The sequence below is a fragment of the Cryobacterium sp. Hz9 genome (assembly GCF_004402825.1).
In the GTDB taxonomy this organism is placed as follows: domain Bacteria; phylum Actinomycetota; class Actinomycetes; order Actinomycetales; family Microbacteriaceae; genus Cryobacterium; species Cryobacterium gelidum.
This window is the reverse complement of sequence record NZ_SOFC01000012.1, coordinates 60,845-79,929: the sequence shown is the minus strand read 5'-3', so window position 1 is coordinate 79,929 and position 19,085 is coordinate 60,845. Positions and strand designations below refer to the sequence as shown.

Genomic DNA, 19,085 nt, shown 5'->3' with positions numbered 1-19,085 from the left:
ACGGCTATTTCAAGAACGATTCCACTCGGAATCCCTGCCTTGAGTCGCTCGTGTCGACATACGCAGAGTCCTGCGCTGCAAACTGAAACGGACTTCTTCGACGGCGTCGATGTGTTCATAGGGCCTCTCAGAAAGCGGTAAGCTCTTACAGTTGTCTTCCGCAGATTTCGAACGTTGAAATCGCTGTGCGGAAGCGGCGGGCTGTGGCGCAGCTTGGTAGCGCACTTGACTGGGGGTCAAGGGGTCGCAGGTTCAAATCCTGTCAGCCCGACCAAAGGGCCGTTCGCGAAACTGTTCACGAAACGGCCCGGTTGGAACAAAAAGAAATCGCTCCTGAGGATTCTCAGGAGCGATTTCTGGTTTAAGCGGGGTATGCGTGGAGTTGTGTTGGCGATTCGTCGACCGAGACCGTGTCGCCGGTGGTTTTTTGTGTTTTGGGGCGCGTCGGATTGTTCGGAATGCGGGAGGCGTGCCCTCTCGGGCGGTAGTGGCGGCGTATGTGGCCGTTTAGGTTCTTCGCGGTGGTCCGCCGGTTTCGTCGCCGTCTGATCGTTTGGGTTTGGTGGGTCGCTTTACATCGGGCGGGTAGGTGTCCGTGTAGGGATTATGGAATTCTCGGTCGCGACGCCGGACGAGCGCGACTGGCGGTTCGCCATTGACCTGCTTCTTCGCGTCGTCTTTGATCTTGTCGCTGATGAAGGCCGCGATCTTGCGCAGGTTGAAGTTTGTGAGGAGCATGGTGACGATGATTTGGGCGGCGCCGAAGCCGCGGACGCGGCGACGGCTGGCGGTTTCGATATGTTCGGTGCCGCCGCTCTTCACCTGGTTATTGAGCGATTCGATGCTGTTTCGCGCGTGGGTGTGGAACTCGTCCCATTCCTTGGTTCCGTATTCGAATGCTTGGGCGGTGCGGCGGTTCTTGGCGGTGTCGAAGGACACGGAGTGTTGGATGCAGATCTTGTCGGCGAAGTCCGGGACGTTTTCGTCCTCGACTCCCTTCAGAACTTTGCTGGTCTTGAGGAGGTCTCGGAGAGGGCAGGTCACCGTGGGGCTGGGTCCAAGTGCGGGGCAGCGCAGCACGGTGCGGCCTTTGGCATCTGGTTTTTCCTTTACATGCAGTTTGAACGCGGTGCGGCCCGTGATGCGTGCCCGATATGTTTCGGTGTCGATAACGGCGCCCAGCAGATCCTTGGTGGCGTTCTGCAGTGGTGCAGGTGTCGCGGGACAGTAAGTACCGCCTTCGATGTAGAGGGCGCCGTGATCACCGCCCTGGTGCCCGAGGCGGTCGACGCGGTAGTCCGTGGACGGCGTGAACCCTAAGTTGAAGGCGGGCTCGTGGAGGCGTTCAGCGAGTGAGTTTGCCCAGTACTGTTTGTCGGCGTCGCCGACCCCGGGCTCCAAGCCGAGAGCTTGGGTTGCGCGCATGAGGGAGATAGCTTCCTCGGCGACGCGGATGTTGGGCAGGCTCATAGTCGCGGCGACGGCGAGGGCGGGAAATCGCTTTTGTCCGGGGGCTTCGGAATCTACGCGGACGGCGATGTTGATTTCCCAACCCCACCTGTACTCTGCGGAGCTGGTGTTCTTACCGGGGTCGGTGAGATCAGTCTGGCCCTTGCCGACGTCTGTGCGGGGTCCTGTGCTGACGTGCCAGCCGGCGTAGGCATCTACGGGCCCCGGCTTCAGAGTCCTCATATCCTCAACCTTGGCTTCGTCTGCGACGCGTTTGGCGAGGTTCTTCTTGGAGTACCCCTTCACGGTCGGGGTTCCGATATAGGTCTGGTCGAAGGATATGTCCATCTTCTTGGAGACACGTCGAATGTTGCGGGGCTGTTCGTTATAGGTCATCACGAGGAAGAGTTTGGTGAACTCATCGAGGCGGGCCTTGCGTTTCTCCTCCAAATCAACGTCGTGGGCGCGGAGGATTGCCTGGATTTCTGTATAGGTTTTTGAGTTGCGTCGTTCCTGGGGGAACGGGTCCATAAGGTCGTTCATTCGGTGGAAGGCGCGGCTCGTGTTGGCGTACCAACGGTTCTTTTCACCGACGTGGCCGACGAAGGCCTCGATGGATTTCTCCAATCCGAGGAGTTCACGGGAAGCATCGCTGAGGCGAAACATGAAAAGATCGCGCACGTTGGTGAGGAACATTGCTGATCCTTCTTTGGCGAGCAGCAACAGAGCGGTCATAACGGCGCGTTCGGAGATGAGGGACGGGCGACCACCGATGCTGAACGCGAGAGCATCTTCGTCGTGCCATTCCTGTAGCCTCGCCAGAACACCGGTCTTGCGCACGCGGCCCTCCATCAGCACCACGGTCTGGTGATCGATGAAGTCGTGGATACGCCCGCGGCCCATGATTTCTGCTTCCGTCATCCCTCCGAGGTCAGGGCTGTATCCGGTGAAGCCATAGTCGATGTCGCCGGCGCTCATGCGGACACCTCTTCGCCGATGACGAGGCCGATGTAGTTGGTGATATTCAGCGGTTGGGCGTGAACGAGATGCTTGTCGAGGCTCCCCGTGCTGGAGAACCCCGCCAAGGCCATGAGCACGGGAAGAGGGAGCCCGTTATCGATCTGTGCGACGATCCATGTTGCGCGCAGCCGAGTCAGAGTAGCGCGCACACGGCCAGGGTGGTCGGTGAGGAACGTCTGGATCGCCCGCGGACGGTATTCCTCGAAGCGGTAGGCCCGGAAGACATACTCGTTCGAGTCGGTACGACCAGCGAGGCTGCGGAGCAGGGTGCGGTTCCACGGGTGCCGCACCGGAACACGGCGGGAGTTCACCCCTGGCACGGTGACGAAGAGGCGCCCATCGACGATGTCGATGTCGCCGAGGCGGAGGTCAATGATTTCGTTGGGGCGAAGGCCGGCGCCGCCGGCGAGTCCGAGGAGGGCCTGGGCGTTTTGCCGTTTCAGGTCTGTCGTGAGGCTGGCGGCCCAGCTGTGCATGGACGCGACTTCGGCGATGCTGAAGGGGCGCCGACGGTGGGCGTGGGGCGTGGGGAGGCGTGTGACAGTGTTTTCAGCGAGCACTTCGGCGATGGTGCCGAGTTGTCGTGCAACGCCCCAGCGATGAGTTTCGGAGTGTTTGGGAAGGCATTCCTGCAGGTAGCGATACACGTTGTTCTGCGTGTACACACGCTCGACGGTGAGTGCTGTTCCGGTGGTCGCCCACACCCAGGCGTTGAAGCGGCCGGTCATCGTCATCATCCGCCGCACGGTCTCGAACGTGCGCGGTTTCATGTTGATGGCCGTCACGATCGTGAACTCGCGCACGGCATCCCACTGCAGGGCAGAGAGCTGCGGCCGGAACCGGATGATCACTTCCCAGACGTGCTCGGGAAGTTCGGGGTCCGCAGCGCGCAGGTGGGCGTACGTGCGGGAGTCGTCGCGGAAGATGTCGTTGAGTCGGTCTTTTCGGGTCATGCAGACTGTGTGTGCGGCGGATTTTTGGAGCCTGGGTCAAAATCCGCGTAATTGCCCTATCCTCGATGATCACGGCACACCAAAACCCCGATCAGACACTGTTAAAATTTCTTTGAGAAACTTTTGCAGAAACCGCCGTTCGGGGCACGAAGGCGGCAAGTTTGTCGAGGGCTGCCAGATTCTTGAGGCCGGAGATTCGCAGGAGTTCCTGCGGTGGCGTCCCGTCGCGGAGGTGCTCCACGAGCCACGTCGAGCGCATGCGACTGGGCCGAACGTCGAGGTCGGTGCGGGCGCGCAGGAGAAAATCCGTGACTTGTCCAGAGGTTGCGCTGATGCGGCCGGGACGAAAGAGCCAGTCGTTTGGTTTGAGGTCTGCGAGGATTCGCCGGAGGGGTCGGTCCCACTGCTTGCTGAGGGGTACGACGCGTGGCCGGCTTTCCCAGACGATCACGTGGATGTCATCGGTTGTGGTGTCGAGGTCTCGGACGCGAACTCCGAGGATCTCTCTCGCTGCCAGACCTGCCCCGAGTCCGAGGGCGAGGAGTGCTACAGCGTCGCGGCGCCGATGTTCGGTTCCTTGCGACGTGGCCCAGCTGTAGAGCATGGCAACCTCCGACGACGAATAGGGTGTCGTCGGCACTGAACGTGAGATCGGCCGGTGCTCGGTCCTATCGGCCGGGTTCAGAGCATCGACCATGAGCCAGAGCGTCGATCGGTGCGTGGCTCTGCTGCTGGTGGCATAATTCTTCATCGCCAAGTGGATGAATTCTTCGACCGTGCTGCGGCGAAAGATGCGTTTGCGTTCCAAAGGCGTGCCTCTGCTTTGCCAGCACCAGAGCACGAAGGCCACAGTTGCCGGGTAGAGGGAACGTACGTCGCGGTTTGTCGCTGAGGCGGTGTCGGCGACTGCAGCGGTGATGAAGTCACCAATAACGTGCCAATAGGGCAGTGCGTTGATGGGGCGGTAGTCGTACGAGCGAGCCTCGGCGGCGGTCATGACCGACCACGGATTTCCGGTACCGGGTCGATGCGGATGATCGGGGTGGATTCGCGAGTGGTGATCAAGACGCCGGGCAGCTGCAGATTGATCAGGAGCAGCAGCGGCCGGCCCCGGCGGCACTGGATGATCTCTTCGAGGATGAGGTCTTCGCCGTCGCCCCGAAGCCGGAGCGCGCGCGCGTTTTCCGGACTGGGCACGCGGCGGACCAAGCGTCGGTCGCAGTGGATCCAGTACCGCGTGTCAGATTCTGTGCTGATGAAGTAGCAGCCGACGGAGTCGTCGGCGAGGGACTCTAGGGAGCGTTGGCCCTCCGGCACGTAGCACATCGCTTCACCTCTCGGGGTCTGGTCGCGGAGCGATATCCCGGTCGAGACCATCGTCGATGGCGGGTTCGATTGATTGGATCATGCTCGACAGGTGCCAGAAATGTTCGACGAACTCCGAATCGTCCAGCTCTGGACTCATCAGCCAGTAGCCTCGGGCGCCGACGGTGCAGTGCACGATCTCAATGAGGGGACGCGTTTGATCGTTCACGGTTGACGCGGAATCCTTGCCAGGAATGCGGGTGACGGTCATCGCCTCCAAATCAAATCTGTGGGTGGACCCGATGGTTGTGACGAGCCAACGGCCGCCTTCGGCCCCAGTCAGGCTGTCGGTCATCGATCGGGGCTCTCGGTGTGATTTGCCGGTACCGGTTGAATGCTGATGACCCGGCTGGAGCGTTGCCAAAAGTGTTCGATGCTCTCTCGATCGGCGCCTTCGGCTTCGAGGAGCCAGTAGCCGTTCTTTCCGACTCGACATTGCACGAGTTCCTTGAGAGGGCGTCGGGGCCCGTTTTCCCTCGACGTGATGAGGGGGTCCGGGAATCGAAACCGGAAACGATCGATGGTCATGGCGTCCAAATCGATCCGGTAGATGGAGTCTTCTGTCGTGATCAGCCAGCATCCGCCTTCGATACCCCACAGATAGTCCGGTCCCGCTGCCGGGCCGTCGCCGGCCGGGTTGTGACTCATGTCAACCATTTCGCACGCCGATTCTTAGCGGTCGGGTGTCCCCCGTGTGGACGTCTCCGGCCTGGTGAAATTCCAATGTACGAAAGTTCCCATTTTCAAACCACCGACTCAACGACAAACTTGGCGCCGCTCCCCTGTGAGGGGCGATCATCGACAGTGTTCGGCGGTAAAGGTCCTTGCGGTGAAGGTCCTTGTAGTAGAAGCAGACCGCCCCGGGAAAGGCGGATCATGACGACATCAGGGCCAGCCGCGGAGCCGGACCAAGCCGGGGTTCCGGGCGGAAGCATCCGGCGACGCAAACCAGCGGCTTCTCCGAGCGTTGACGTCGTCTCGGATGAACTAGCGCGCAGTGTGCAAGCAACCCAGACTGCCTGGGCCCATATGGAGGCGGAGTTCGGGCTGTTGACCAGCAGCCAGGTCGCGAAAGTGCTCGGAGCTAGGCCGTCAAATCGGATGTTGGCGTCGCGGAACCGCGCGGCGCATCACATCGCTGGCATCGTGAGGGGAAACGCTGTTCTTTATCCCGGATTTCAATTCGATCGGGTTTACGGAAAGATCCTCCCGCTGATGGGGCGACTCACCGGGTTGGCAATGGCGAACGGCTGGACCGAACACGACCTATTGCTGTGGCTCTGCGGGCCGAATACATCCTTCAAGGAGGAAGACCGTCCCGTGGACCACTTCCACGATCCTGATTCTGTGATTGCCGCCGCCACAAGCGAGTTCGAGACCCAATGGTGACGAGGCCGCGGCAACCATGCAACCCTCGGCCTCAGTCCTGCCCAACGACAAAGTCGCTCCTGAGATTCCTCAGGAGCGACTTCTTCGTTTTCGACTAGGTCGTCGGCACCGCACCGTCCTCCGGTCTGTGCGAGGTGTCGGCCGGGTTGGGCGAGGCGTATGGGGAGTGCCACTCTCGGTCCCTGCGACGAATGTTCGCGGGTAGTTCAGCGGCCGGCGACGGTATGACCGGTTTGCTGATTTGCCTGCGCATAAACGTGGCGATAGCGCTCAGGTTGGAGTTGCTGAGCGAGATCGTCAGGAAGATCTGGGCGGCAGCGAACCCGCGCACAGTTCGGCGGGAGGTGCCGCCGAGACTCTCGAAAAGTGACTCTGTGATATCGGCGTTGAAGCAGTCCATGGAGTTCCGTGCGTGATTGTGAAAAGCCTGCCACTGCTTACTCCCATACGTGATGGGCTGCCGCTGGTGCATACCGTCGTTTTTTCAAAGGTCACAGACTGTTGGGTGCGGATCTCGTCGGGAGAGTCCGGATGGTCGTGCGCATCGAGTTGCTCGACGCGGTAGTCGGTCGAGGGCGTGAAGCTTAGGTTGAATGTGGACCCAGAGAGACCTGCGACAGGAGAACTGGCGAAGTAGGCGTTGTCGGTGTCAAGGATGCCAGGTGCCAGGCCGGTGCTGAGTGCAGTGGGCATCAGCGAGACGGCTTCCTCTGCCACCAATATGTTGGGCAGACTCAGGGTTGCGCTCGTCGCCACCTTTGGAGATCGGGATTCCTCGGTGCGTTCCGAGTCGACCTGCACGGCGCTATTGACCATCCAGCCCCAGCGAGAAGTGCTCCTGCTGTTGTAAGCCGTGCCTGCCCGCCAGTCGGCGAAGACGTCGAAGATGCCCTGAGGGCACAAACGAGGACCGGCGCCGATTTCGTTCTCTGCCAGGGTCTTTCTGGAGAAGCTGCGGGTGGTCGGCGACGCGAGGAAAGTCTGGCCGACGGCGAGGTCGATGCGGGCGGTGGCGTGACGGAGGCGTCGCGGTTGCTGCGTGAATGCCATGTGCAGGAAAGCGTTCGTGAATTCGTCTAGGCGGGTCTTCATTTTCTTCTCGCGGTCGGAGTCATGCGCGTCCAGAGCGGCCGGGACCTCCGCGGAGGTTATCGTGGCGACTTGGTCGCGAGGAAAGGGATCCATGAACGCGAGCATTCGGTGGAAAGCGCGGTGTGTGCGGCCGTACCAGCGCTTGTCCTCCCATGTGTCGTCTAGCGAAACCGGTGCCACGCCGGAGAGATGCAGAAGCGCTCGGGATTCAGGGGGCAGTCGATTCTGAAAGACCACGGCGAGAGAGCTGATCCGGAAATTACCGTGTTCGCTGGCGAGTAGGAGAAGCCCAACCAGGATGACGCGGTCAGAGATCAGGCTGGGCCGTGTTCTGGCACCCGTGACCGGAGTGTCAGCGCTTCTCCACACAGCGAGTTTGTCGAGGATGCCGGTCTGGAGAACCCGGGAGTGAGCCAGGACGACCTGCTCCGAAGTGAAGACATAGTCTGCGTGACCGCCGGACAGGACTTCGGAGGCGCTGATGCCGCCGCAATCGGTGGGATCCGGTGCGGCGACAAAGTTTTCCTGAATCGCACTCGGGGAGAAGTACATGCTCTGCGTCGCATTGCTCTTCTTTTCAGCATGTTGGGCGTCTATCGGGTGTTCCTGATCGACGCTCACCGGGATGGTGATTTCCTGCCCCCACTTGAAGCCCTCTACGCCGTTGCCACTCCGAGGAGAGGAGAACCAGCTGGCATCCATGTTCGGCACCGGCCCACCGGCGACGTTGTCCAATGGCGCGCGTGTGTCGACCAGGTCCATTCCATGGCCAGCGTGAGGCTCTGAGGCACTCCTTTCGGTGGAAACTTCGTCGTCCGATATAGGGGATTGATCAGTCATGGTCGCCGCCACGGTCGCGGGGAGGTTGGTATCGGAGTTGATGTTGTCGGTGAATCGGTTGTTTGTCATGACGAGTATGTGTGCGGCTGATTTCACGCCTCACGGGATATTGCACTGCATTTGTCATGTTCAACTCCTATTCGTGATTGAAAATACTGATCAGCGACCATAAAAGAATTTGAAACCATTTTCCGTGAGCGACACCGCCGCAGAGATTGCCGTATTCGACCGTGCCGCGTCCGGCAGCAGGGACCGCTCGTCGTCAACGCCTGCTTGACCTTCAACCGTAGGAAAAAGTTGCGGTTCATTCCACCGAGTCACCGACAAAGATTCGCGAACTAGCGCAGAGGCACGCACGTGCGGTCCCTGCCGCGCATGACCCCATCGAGGCCGCCACTCGGGTGGCCACGATTGGCCCTTATGCCCGGCACGAATTCCCACGATTACCTCCCGACCAGAGCCGAAGACCTCTGGCTCAAAGAACCAGATCCGGATCCACGCTCTGCGCGGTACGCAGCAGCTGACAAGAACCGCGCCTACCGCGACGCCCCGCAGCCAGCGAACACCAGACGCCCTGTCAACTGGATCTCTGCCCTCTACGGCTATGAGGAGTTCTGGCGTGAAAATGGACGGAGCCCACGGGAGAACACTCGTAATCTCGCAACCCTCCCCGCCGAGGAACGCCGAAAAGGGGGCTGGGCAGGCTATCAACGTAAGTTCGAGGAAAGGCTTTGCCGGTACCAAATCATCCGCCTCGACCTCTCGCCGGCCTTTGACTGGGATCCGCAGGAACAGGTCTGGCAGAGGAACTTCGCCGCGTACCTTCAGCACCTTCAACTGACCGGGAACCCGCCCTACCTCAACGGCGCAGACCCGTACGAGTTCGCGCTCGCCCGATGGTTCAACCGCCAACTCCGGCAACTCCAAATAGGCGCGCAGCCCAAGGGCAGAGCCGACCAACTCGCCATACTTCTGGCACTTCGGAGCACAACGGGTGGAACCGGCCACCCATGCTGAGAACGGGATCCACCAAAACCCCGACTCATCGACATAAGTCACCGCGGACGCTGCCAGCAGGAGAGCTCAACATAGTCTGATGACATGTGTCAGCTGGATCTGAACCGACCCAAACCGAATTGTTCCGCGCTCGGTGATCACCGAGGTTGGAACAATTCGGTGAGTGCCCTGTGACAGGTGAGACGCGGCGGGACACGCTGTCCACGGCAAGTCGCATCGGATTCCTCGGCGACACTCATGGCGACATGCACCATGTTCTGACCGTGGCACGCACGATGGCGGTCCGTGGCATCGAACATCTTGTGGTCTTGGGTGATTTCGGGTTTGTGTGGCCGGGGCACAACTGGAGTATCGACATCGACAAGCTCAGCAGGCGGCTAAAGACGACTGGCCAGACGCTCGCCTTTGTTGACGGCAATCACGAGGCCTTCGACCTCCTCTACAAGTTCCCGGTCACAGATGACGGGCTGCGCTGGATTCGACCGAACATCGTGCACATCCCGCGTGGATACAGAACCGTGCTGGCCAGCGGGGTCACCCTTGCTGCCCTCGGCGGTGCCAACTCGGTGGATATCGGCCATCGTCTCCTGGGGCGTTCGGTCTGGGCAGAAGAATCAATCACCGAGACCGACCTTGCCACGCTCGGCCCCGAGCCGGCCGACGTGCTCATTGGACATGATGCGCCTGTGGACCTCCCGACCCTGGACACGTGGCTGGCGGCAACAGATCGCGGCTGGCCGCCAGCCGGCCTCAGTTACTCCGCCGAAGGACAAGCCATGTTTCATCGGGGGTTTCTGCAGGTGCAGCCCCGGCTCTACCTCGGCGGCCACTACCACCACCACATCGACGAACCGGTCACCTACACGACCGGCGAAACGGAATTCCAGACACGCGTCGTGATCCTGGACGAAGGCGGCTCAGCATCCGGGATCAGCCAAGCCATCCTCGACGTGCAAACCCTCGAATTGGAATACATCACCCGTGACGCCGTCCGCGCGCAAATGAACACATCTGAGCAATCCCCTGCGAGAAAAGACGCCGCCCATGAGTAACAATCACGGTCACCCTAGTGATCCTCCATTACGGCTTTTGTGCCTCCCCATAATTTCGATAACGCTGTCAAGTCAGGTGCCGTCGAATTCCTCACGAGGGTACGGCAGCTCATGATCTCCGCACGGCCCGAACGTTCCTTAGGGACGCTGATGGCCATCGCCAGAACTCGCGTGGCTGCTGACAGAAAAACGGGGGCGACAACCCCGCCAGGGGTCCGCGCCCTAACCGAAATCGTCGACGAGAGCTCGGTGACAGTCCATAGTGAGCCGCTTCCGGAGATGTTCGACGAGAAATGGACCGCAGCCTCCGGTGACGCCTAACCACGACTGGATGTGCTTGGTGTCAGCAACGGTTGAAAACTGAGCCACTTGTTGGCCGTGGGCAGCTCGTGCTAAAGCGTGTCCAACGTCTGCGTACTGCTCAGGTCAAGCGCTTCCGATTAGCAAAACCGTCGCGCCCGCGGAGGGAGCCAGTGCTGTGATGCGATTCAAAGGCAGTATGCCCGCCAAAAAAAACTCGTCGATGATCATGACCTGACCGGCCTGAAATGACGGCCCCTGGTCGAGATGGGTGTGCCGCGGCGGCGGCGGCCGACGGCGCCAGCCCGACGACGGAGCCGGCTCCGTACTTTGATTCCCAGGCCCGTCGGAGCGCGGTCATCGCCGTCGTCTTGCCCGCGCCGGCTGGCCCTACGAAAACATCGACTACGCGACCCGATGCGGCGACAGAAGAGAGAGCCGCGAGCTGGTCCTCGGCCAGCCTCCCGCCACCTGGCAACCGCGACAACGCAGCCGAACCGAGCGTCACACGTGGTGCAGTCAGAAGCGCAGCCCGCTCGAGCAGCCGAGACTCCGCAGCCAGCAACTCGGTCGAGGTAAACACAACAGAGTGCTTCGGACGAAAAACCGACGTCCCGTCCTCCCGCTGAAACTCCACAGGGCTCGAAGCGAACTCTGGCGGCGTGAGGCGCAGGGACGCGCGCTCGGCAGCATCCACTATGAGGCCGACGACGGCTTCCCGATCGGAGGCCGACGCGAACCGGTACGGCATCGCTTGGAGCGCGGCCTCGGCCGTGAGATTCCAGTGCCGCCAGGTAGCGCGCTTCTCACTGACGGCCGTCATCACGCTCAAACCGAGCGCATCCACAGCCTCGCGCGGCAGGTCCTCGGCACGCAACAACACCGGAGACGAGCCGGCCACCGTCCAGAAGTCGTGCCCGATCACGCGTGCAGCGCGTTCTCGCCACGCCGCCGTGAGGTCCGCGAGCGAGTGCACCTGCTTCGCCGGCCGCGTGGCGAGCGTGGCCTGCGCGCGCAGCTTCATGATCGTCACCGGCTTGGGCCGCCGACCGTGACTGGTCACATACTCCTCGATCAACCGGTCGGTCTCGACATCGATGTGCCGAGCCCTGGTCGAAAACTCCGCAACGAGCGCCTCCGGCACGCCGGTCACCGCCCACGCGGCGTGGCGGTCTCGCCCCCGCTCCCGCCGCTGCCACTGCACGCCGAGAGATCGCGTGAGCTCGTCGGCAAACAGGCTCTCGTGCAGTTCAGAGAGCGCCACCACGGCCTCATGCATCGGCCGGCCATCGAGCGAGCGCCACTTGCCGTCGAGCACGGTCTGCACCTTATTGCTGATCACCACGTGCGTGTGCAGGTGCGGATCGCCGGCCCGGCTGTCAAAATGATCGAACGCCGTCGCGACCAGTCCGGTCACATCGACCTGCGCCACTGCACCGCCCCGCGCCGTCGTGCCGGTGCGCGTTGCCGCAACCTCGCGCTCCATGTACGCCAGCACCTCGGCCACCGCCGCATGGTGAGCCTGCACGATGCGCTCCTGTGTGGCCGCGTCGCCAACACCCCAGAGGATGCTCGCCGACTTCGGAATCGAAAACGTGAAGTCGTAGCCGGCCACGGCGCGGCGCCTCTTTTCGTCCGACTGTTCTTCAGCGGATGCCGCGGCCCGCTGAGTAGGACCGAGACCGTCCTCACCTGGCCCACCCAAGGCACGGTCGGCGGCGGTGCGGTAGACCGGGTACGCGCGCCCGAGAGCCTCCCCGGTCACCGGGTTGCGGCCCAACCCGATAAACAATTGCAGCTGCGCCTCCGTGACGACATCGCCCTCGATTACGAGGCCCCCGCCGAGTCCAGGAAGGCCACCACCCATCCACCGACCCGGTGGCGTGCCCTGCTCGGTGTAGTAGCGAGTGAGCGGCGTCGACAGCAACCGTTTGCCGTCACCCGCGGCGACCGTGCGCAGCAGATACTTGTACCCATCGCCGGCACTCATCACCCGCATCGACACCGTCACCGCGCGCACCTCCACCGTCGCAACGGAGGTGCGCCGCCTCGATCTGCAAGAGGCGTGGGAGTGCGTGCTGTGGTGCATTCCAAATTAGGGCCGAACGACGCAGCGACCGAACGGACGCGGTCTTGACGCTTCGTTGCGCGAGCTGGATGTTGAGGAGGAAAGCGCTTCGTCAATCGTGACAATGAGAGCGCCGTATCGGCCGGTCGACTACGCCTGGATGGGGAGCACCCAGTCGTCAGCAAGGGCCTTTCCACCGCCTCTTCCCGCGCCCGCATATTTGAGTTTCTTCGGTGAGCAATGCCACTTCCCTGAGCTTCGTTCGAAGTCTCCCAAAAGGCGGGCCCTGAGCGAGAGAACAGTCCGCCACACGGACCGGGGCCGGTGAATTTCGCTATCGTCTGGGACGATGTCGCCAACAGGTGCGGCTCCCATCCGGCCAACGAAGGTGAGGATGATGTTCACATCCTTCGACACAGAAAATCCAAGAAGATATGAGTGACGGCGAGTTTCCCACTCCCGAAGTCGTTAGAATGCATGGGATTCACGCAGTTTCTCTGCGGGCGAGCGTCTTGTCAGTACCGAAACGGCCTCAACTCCAGAGAAGTACCGGGTACTAGACCGCTCTCGCGCGATCGAGATTTTTCCAGCATGACGGTTCCATATGGCGGCCAGACAACGGCGGAGGGTGGAGAGTATGGGGTTTGCTACGAGGGTTCAAACTAAGGTGACGATGAAAACAATTGCCGTACTGAAAAAGACCGCTCCAGGTTTGAAACCTGAGATTGTGGCGACACCGTGTCATATCATTGCGGAGACTCACCCGGGTGTGTACGTCGAGGCACAAGATGGCAAGACAGCGATCTTCTTTCGTTGCCAACTGCACTGGTGGTATCGCGTCTTTGGCACAGGCGAACTCCCAGCGCCGGGCGCTCCCCTCTTCTATTCCAGACAGAGCCACCTGATTCCATCGGACCTCGGTCCGATGAAAATGCCTCTTCTGTCAACGCCAGAGGGTTCAGCCTCTGTAATCGCGGAGGTGTTTAACGCCTTGGACACTGCCGACTAGGTGCAGGAGATGGCGCCCAAGCGAGCGGCAGCAATAAGGAAGATGCCGTCGATGGGGACGTCACAGTGAGCTCAAACGCTCGAGTCGGGAATCACTTGTCATGTATGCCCTGGGTCGGCCGGGCTATACACCGGGTAAGATCATCCCCGCAACGATGAGCAATGCCAGAGCTGAGATTAGTGCACTGGCAGCCCCGAGGAGCCAGACCCGACGGCGTTTGCCCGTCGGAGATCTCATCACTGCAAGGATCGCAGCGAATACGAGTCCGGCAGCCACCGGGAGGAAAGCGAACTGTCTCGGCAAAGTATCCAACGGCAGTAGCCGGTCGGCTCCATAAAGCGCCAAAACGAGCGCCGGAATTCCCAGGCCAAAAGATGCCACAGCAGCCAACGTGTTGAAATTGGTCTGCGCGTCGGCCTCCCGCGAGCTCGACACCGCGGCGGCCGCGGCAAGAAGCGCATGCAAAGAAATGCACTCAGCGTCGAGCTGCCCACGCAGCTCGGTGCATTGACGAATCGCTGCGTCGTGTAGTTTCATCCAAGTTCTCGAAAACTCAGTTGCTGGCGCAGCATTGTTAATGATTCGCAGGTCTTGAAGAACACGGTACGAGTGATAGGCGTTTGAGTCCGTAAGGAAGACCCAGAGTCCTTCCCGAACCGCCTCGCGAGCGTTATCTGCGCCTCGTCCAAGAATTATCCCCAGTTGCAACAAGGCAGACACAAGCGATCCTTGAGAACCTTCCACGCTCGACTTTGCACTTGTTTCTGCGAGCTGCAGCTCTAAGCCGTAACGAATTTCTCGCACGTCTGAAACCGCATTTCGCGACTCTTCAGCAACGCCTTTAGCGACGAAGGCGGCGTGGAACTCGTTGCTGGTTTCCGTATTCCTCGACTGAACACCAGCTAATTTGACGAGCAGGTCCTGCAGCGCCGACAACGAGCGATCGATTTCATCCAGACTCTCCGGCATTTCCGGATTTAACGGGAGAAAGTTATCCCTCGCGTTTCCCTCTTTCCACAGACCGTCCAGGAAAACTTCGAAGGCGACTTGCTGGATCCCACTGACGACGATCCGTATATTACCCACCACTATGCACCGCGATTGCGCAATCGTGAATACCAGCAGAAGAGGAACAACTCTGATAATGCTAGGAGATTCGCTCTCACCTAGGCAGTCCAGAAAAGTACGGGATTTCATCTCCTCATGGAGGAATCTCTTCAGCCCATGCTGAATCCTCACGGTGGGCGCATTGTCTTTATTGACTTTTCGAATGTCGGTCGGCGAGGGCATGCCCCTAATCTATTGCCGATTACGCAAACCAAAACGACGCACGATTCCGGCTGCGGCCCCAGCCCACGTCGGTGCCGCGTGAGAACAGAGCTCGATGAGCGCGGCAGCGGTGCGCGCCGTTGAACTCCGCGCTAACGGCGGCCAGATGTCATGCCGCCGCGGCCCCATGCCAGTTACGGACCCTAAAGTCCGTCGTAGTAACGCCGAACGTATGCCGCCATGAGCGTGCGCCGCGAAGTAAGAAATTCCTGATAACTCTCGGTCGTGACAGTGCGAATAAAATCAGGCACCGCATTGGCGGTGAAGTTTGCGGCAAGTTCAACAGCATCCGTAATCTCACCTAAGCGAAGTTTGCCATCGACGATCTGAGAGTCGACTGATCCCATGTAATCGCCCGGCGCCCGATCCTTGATAGCGATATTTATCGGCGTCTCAGTGAGGGCGTAGTTTGCGATCTGGTTGTAGTCGCCGCGGTTGCTGATGCCATTCTTCACGAGGTAGTTCTTCGGCACGAGATGGTGGATATCGCCAACTTCTTCGACCATGTTGCCAACCGTTATGTTCTTCGACAGGAAGCCGCGGGCGTTCGAGTGCACCTGCGCCGCGAGAAAGACGAGAAAGTAAGGGCTCCGAACGCTCGAGGACTCCATGTCCATCGGCAAGGCGACCTGCCAAAAAGTATCCGACAGCGAGGATCGTTCGATGTTGTCGAGCACGGCGGGAGCGCCAATTTCACCCACGCGGCGAATATCAGCTTCGAAGGCGGTCTCAAAGGAACCGGTATAGCGACCGGTGAGAAGCGACATGACAAACCATTTGCGGACGATCCGCTTGATTTCACCCTCATTGAGCTCGTTGTCACTGCGAAGCTGCAGGTAGAGGGCATAGGCGAAGTTCAGGGCGTTCTTTGAGCTGATCAGCCGCGGGGCGATGAATCCGGCAGATTTGATGGTCATGGTGAATTGCTGGAAGCTGTACTGGTTCACAATTTCCAACAGAACCTTTTCGAGTCTCGCGAACGATTCCACCGCGATCTCCTCGTCGAAGGTTCGCGTCTCGAAATCGCGACCCGAGAGCACACTCACCAGTGCAGCCAGCCGGCCGCGTTTGAATTCTTTGATCCCAGCGACGCGGATAACGTCCGTGTACGTGGGGTCATACAAGTCTGATGAATCATTACGAAGCCAGGCGATTTTCTCCATGTATCCCGACAGCGCAAAGGCATCATCGTTCTCGGCAATGTCGTTGTAGACATGGGGCGCGACAGCTAGATGACAGAAGTAGTCAATCAGCTTTCTCAGGTTCGATCCGAGGAGACCGTGGCTTGCAATTTTGCTCATTGCAAAGTCCGCACTGCTCAGAGCCACGCCCTTCGAGTTGATCCGGATAAAGATTTCGGTGACCGTTTCAATATCAAGATCTTCGTCAAGCGTGATGATACCGACCTGCGCATTCCTAACGGCCGACAGCCTGTTCAAGGAATCCTCAATGCGCGTCTGGTCAAGTACGTCGTTCGCCTCCAGGTATTTTTTTGTCGCGCCGAACGTTGATGTCGCATTGAGAAAAAGCGCCACATCAGAGATCCACTCAACGTCTCGTTCGATGACGGGCGTCTGGGTCGCGAACTCCTCCGTCAGGGGGTTGAAGGCGATCTTGATGCGCTTCAATTTGTATGATTTGTCCACAACGGGCTGCCCGAGCAAAGCCGCTGTCATTGCGGTAATCCGCTGTTGCCCATCGATCAGGATCTGGCGGTAGCTGGATTTGCTTCCGTCCTTGAGGCCTACGTCGGCACTTTGCCAGGTGATGAGGTACCCAACGGGAAAGCCTTTGTAGAGAGAATCAAGGAGGTCTCGGACCTTCGTGGAATCCCACACAAAAGGGCGCTGCATTTCCGGGATAGCCACTTGGCCACTCTTCACCCAGGTGAGAAGCGTCTCAACTGGTTGCTGCTGCACGGTGTACTTCGCCACGTTAGTTGGCTCCTAAATGCTGTGAATCTGGTGCGGTCGATTGTTCAAGTAGTGGCGAGGCCTTCCCCGCCCACGAAATCACCAGCTCGTCACGAGCGCGACTGGCTGCCACGTAGAGCAAGGAACGTTCGCGCAACATGGCGTCGTCGAGCTCTTCGGGGGCCACGCCCTTCAATGCCCACGTGTTGGGGATCGAACCTTCCGACACGTTGAAGAGCAGCACACGCGAGAACTCCATACCCTTCGCCTTGTGCATTGTGAGGACCACCGGATGCCCCACACCAGCATCACCGGGCTCTGCGACGGCTGCGATGACACCACGATCGGCGAGCTGGTCCTTGAGTTTGAGTCCTTGGTTGCGAGAACGCGTGAGCACAGCCACAGTCTCGGGCGATATCTCATCGTCAGCCAGCCAACCCTTGATCACCTCGGCGACATTGTCGTATTGTCCACTCTCGCTGGTCGCTGAGACCACCCGTGGGAGCGGACCAGACCGTGCCGAACGATACCCATGCTCGTTCTCTTCATTGCCGTCGCTATCAACAAAGTCGGCGCCTTCGAGCACCCCAAGCGCGAATCGCAGATTTTGCTGGGTGGTGCGGTAATTGAGCGTAAGACGACGCGAACGGCCGGTGATCTTGATTCCGTAGCGGGAAAGCACCACCGGATGGCCATAAATGCGCTGGTGCGTGTCCTCAGCGATAAAGAGATCGTTCTTGTGCTCGCCAGCCAACGCGCGCAAAAGCTGCCAGTGCAGCGGGGTGAGGTCCTGGCCTTCATCGACGAGCACATGATCGGCGAGCCCTCCCTCCACGGAATGCTCGAGATAAGCAGACGCGATGGCAGAAACTTCAGAGAAACTCAGCGAACCCATGTGGCGGGCACTCTGCCGATACTGCTCGACCACGGCCCAGACTGCCACCCGCTTGCGCCGATCAAGTGCGATCCCCCGTCCGGGCCTGCGCACCTTGAAGTAGGCCTCTTGGCTTGTCACGCGATTCGGCAGAATCACCTGCAGATACTCGCCTTCGAAGAACGACGGGCTCTGCAGCGGCTCGGGCAGGTCAACGTCTGCGTCATCGATGGCCTCGCGCCATCCAATGTCATTTCCGATGAGGCTCCCGCGGGGTTCGATCGGTGCGCCGAAGACGTGTTCGGCAGCCTGCCCAAACTGCGCGCCGGCCGTGTCACGAACGGCTACCGCAAGAGCGTCGATACCGCGGACGAGCACCCCCGGCTTCCCGAGCCCCTTTGCCCAAGGGATGGCCGGGTCCAGCCTCTCAAGATCTCGCTCCAGCGCCGACGACAGAGCCTTCGTGAATGTCGTGAGCACAATTCGAGCGGATGTGCTCTCCCGCGCCAGGCGACGCGCTCGGTGCAGCAGCACCACCGTCTTTCCTGTACCGGCGCCGCCAGACATCCGAAAGGCACCGTTGAAGTCCTTCTCAGCGTACTTCCGCTGTTCGGGGTGCAGGAAGACGCGCCACGCGCCAAAGTCGCCGCCCTCGATTACTCGCTGCAGCTCCTCGTCATTCTCGATGAAGGTGAACTGCATGCGTGCTGCCGGATGCTGGAGGCCTTTGGCGAGTCGGTCGTCTTCCGTCTCTTCGGCGAGGGGCTCGGGAACAACATCCGGCTCGACGGGTCCGGCACCGAACCCGAGGCTTTCGCGGATCTTCTCTACGGTGTCGCCCACGGCAAGCCCCAGCAGCGCATCGATCTGCCACTGATTAGCCAGGCTCTCAGACATCTGCAGAAGCTCGTCTTCGCTGGTGGCGGCAAAGATTCGCTGCGCAACGAGGGCGTCGAATCCGAGCGCATCCGTGAGATCAGTGAGCAGATAACCGTGCGTTGCCAGGAAAGACTCGGCCGGTTTGTTCGGCTTCTGAATGACGGGCGGGTAATCAGGCAACAGCTCACCGGCCGGTGGCATCCCCTGCTCAATGATCTCGGTGATCCCATTGATCGGGTTGAAGTGCAGCACACGGGTTCGTGCACGCTCGATCGCCTCGTCGTGCGGCCACGTGCCGTCGTAAACGTAGATCGACTCGCCGTTCTTCTGGTCGAGTTTGAACAGCACCGCACGCCAGTACTGATCTACTCGGCCGGTACGGGCACGTGCGTCGGCGGCCTTTTGCATCGGCTCGATGTGCAGACCTGGTGACGTGTCGTCGGCAGCCAGCTTCTGAAGAAAGGCGAAGGACTTCGATTGCACCGTCTTGTCGAGCTTCTGTCCTTTGAGTTTAGACATCACAATCTGTGGCATAC

Annotated in this window: 14 protein-coding genes, 1 tRNA gene and 1 pseudogene; 5 read left to right on the top strand and 11 right to left on the bottom strand. The window is 60.3% G+C overall.

The genetic code is table 11. The annotated features are described in order from the left end of the window. The first annotated feature begins 197 nt into the window (after positions 1-197). Positions 198-274, top strand: a tRNA-Pro gene (locus tag E3N85_RS06375). Positions 275-507: 233 nt separating this feature from the next. On the opposite strand, the gene E3N85_RS06370 is transcribed toward E3N85_RS06375, so the two are convergent. The 6 genes from E3N85_RS06370 to E3N85_RS06345 form a co-directional block, all read right to left on the bottom strand. Further along, complete coding sequence (locus E3N85_RS06370; protein WP_134460944.1) at positions 508-2,427, bottom strand: hypothetical protein; 1,920 nt, start codon at positions 2,425-2,427, stop codon at positions 508-510. Further along, entirely contained in the window at positions 2,424-3,422 is a 999-nt protein-coding gene (locus E3N85_RS06365) for a tyrosine-type recombinase/integrase (protein ID WP_134460941.1), read from the bottom strand. The genes E3N85_RS06370 and E3N85_RS06365 overlap by 4 nt, the downstream gene beginning before the upstream one ends. 91 nt (positions 3,423-3,513) lie before the next feature. Next, entirely contained in the window at positions 3,514-4,419 is a 906-nt protein-coding gene (locus E3N85_RS06360) for a tyrosine-type recombinase/integrase (RefSeq protein WP_134460938.1), read from the bottom strand. Continuing rightward, positions 4,416-4,619 carry a hypothetical protein gene (locus E3N85_RS06355; protein ID WP_134460935.1) on the bottom strand — a complete coding sequence of 68 codons (204 nt, stop codon included), beginning with the start codon at positions 4,617-4,619 and terminating at the stop codon, positions 4,416-4,418. Before E3N85_RS06355 ends, E3N85_RS06360 begins: the two co-directional genes overlap by 4 nt. A 133-nt stretch (positions 4,620-4,752) precedes the next feature. Continuing rightward, the gene (locus E3N85_RS06350) at positions 4,753-5,082 is read right to left on the bottom strand and encodes a hypothetical protein (RefSeq protein WP_134460932.1); all 330 of its coding nucleotides are present in this window, start codon (positions 5,080-5,082) and stop codon (positions 4,753-4,755) included. Beyond that, entirely contained in the window at positions 5,079-5,444 is a 366-nt protein-coding gene (locus tag E3N85_RS06345) for a hypothetical protein (protein ID WP_134460929.1), read from the bottom strand. Before E3N85_RS06345 ends, E3N85_RS06350 begins: the two co-directional genes overlap by 4 nt. 372 nt (positions 5,445-5,816) lie before the next feature. Between E3N85_RS06345 and E3N85_RS06340 the strand changes: the two genes are divergently transcribed. Further along, entirely contained in the window at positions 5,817-6,176 is a 360-nt protein-coding gene (locus E3N85_RS06340; RefSeq protein ID WP_166783881.1) for a hypothetical protein, read from the top strand. 297 nt (positions 6,177-6,473) lie between these two features. Here the strand turns inward: E3N85_RS06340 and E3N85_RS06335 are convergent, their stop codons facing one another. Beyond that, positions 6,474-8,030 (bottom strand): hypothetical protein, encoded by a 1,557-nt coding sequence (locus tag E3N85_RS06335; RefSeq protein ID WP_134460923.1) that lies wholly within the window; start codon positions 8,028-8,030, stop codon positions 6,474-6,476. 498 nt (positions 8,031-8,528) lie between these two features. On the opposite strand from E3N85_RS06335, the gene E3N85_RS06330 reads away from it, so the two are divergent. Continuing rightward, positions 8,529-9,125 (top strand): hypothetical protein, encoded by a 597-nt coding sequence (locus tag E3N85_RS06330; RefSeq protein ID WP_134460920.1) that lies wholly within the window; start codon positions 8,529-8,531, stop codon positions 9,123-9,125. Positions 9,126-9,271: 146 nt separating this feature from the next. Then, on the top strand, positions 9,272-10,177 hold the full coding sequence (locus E3N85_RS06325) for a metallophosphoesterase (RefSeq protein ID WP_134460917.1): 906 nt from the start codon (positions 9,272-9,274) through the stop codon (positions 10,175-10,177). A gap of 435 nt (positions 10,178-10,612) precedes the next feature. Here the strand turns inward: E3N85_RS06325 and mobF are convergent. After that, a pseudogene (mobF, locus tag E3N85_RS06320) lies at positions 10,613-12,476 on the bottom strand (MobF family relaxase); the annotation flags it as partial. Positions 12,477-13,218: 742 nt separating this feature from the next. Here mobF and E3N85_RS06315 point away from each other — a divergent pair. Next, positions 13,219-13,554, top strand: a complete 336-nt coding sequence (locus E3N85_RS06315; protein ID WP_134460914.1) for a hypothetical protein — start codon at positions 13,219-13,221, stop codon at positions 13,552-13,554. Between the two features lie 123 nt (positions 13,555-13,677). Here the strand turns inward: E3N85_RS06315 and E3N85_RS06310 are convergent, their stop codons facing one another. From E3N85_RS06310 to E3N85_RS06300, 3 genes are all read right to left on the bottom strand, one after another. Next, positions 13,678-14,844: a hypothetical protein gene (locus E3N85_RS06310; protein WP_134460911.1), complete on the bottom strand. Its 1,167-nt coding sequence runs from the start codon at positions 14,842-14,844 to the stop codon at positions 13,678-13,680. 182 nt (positions 14,845-15,026) lie between these two features. Further along, positions 15,027-16,817, bottom strand: coding sequence for a DUF262 domain-containing protein (locus E3N85_RS06305; protein WP_134460908.1), 1,791 nt, complete (start codon positions 16,815-16,817; stop codon positions 15,027-15,029). A gap of 1 nt (position 16,818) precedes the next feature. Continuing rightward, entirely contained in the window at positions 16,819-19,083 is a 2,265-nt protein-coding gene (locus tag E3N85_RS06300) for a 3'-5' exonuclease (RefSeq protein ID WP_134460905.1), read from the bottom strand. Between the last annotated feature and the right edge of the window lie 2 nt (positions 19,084-19,085).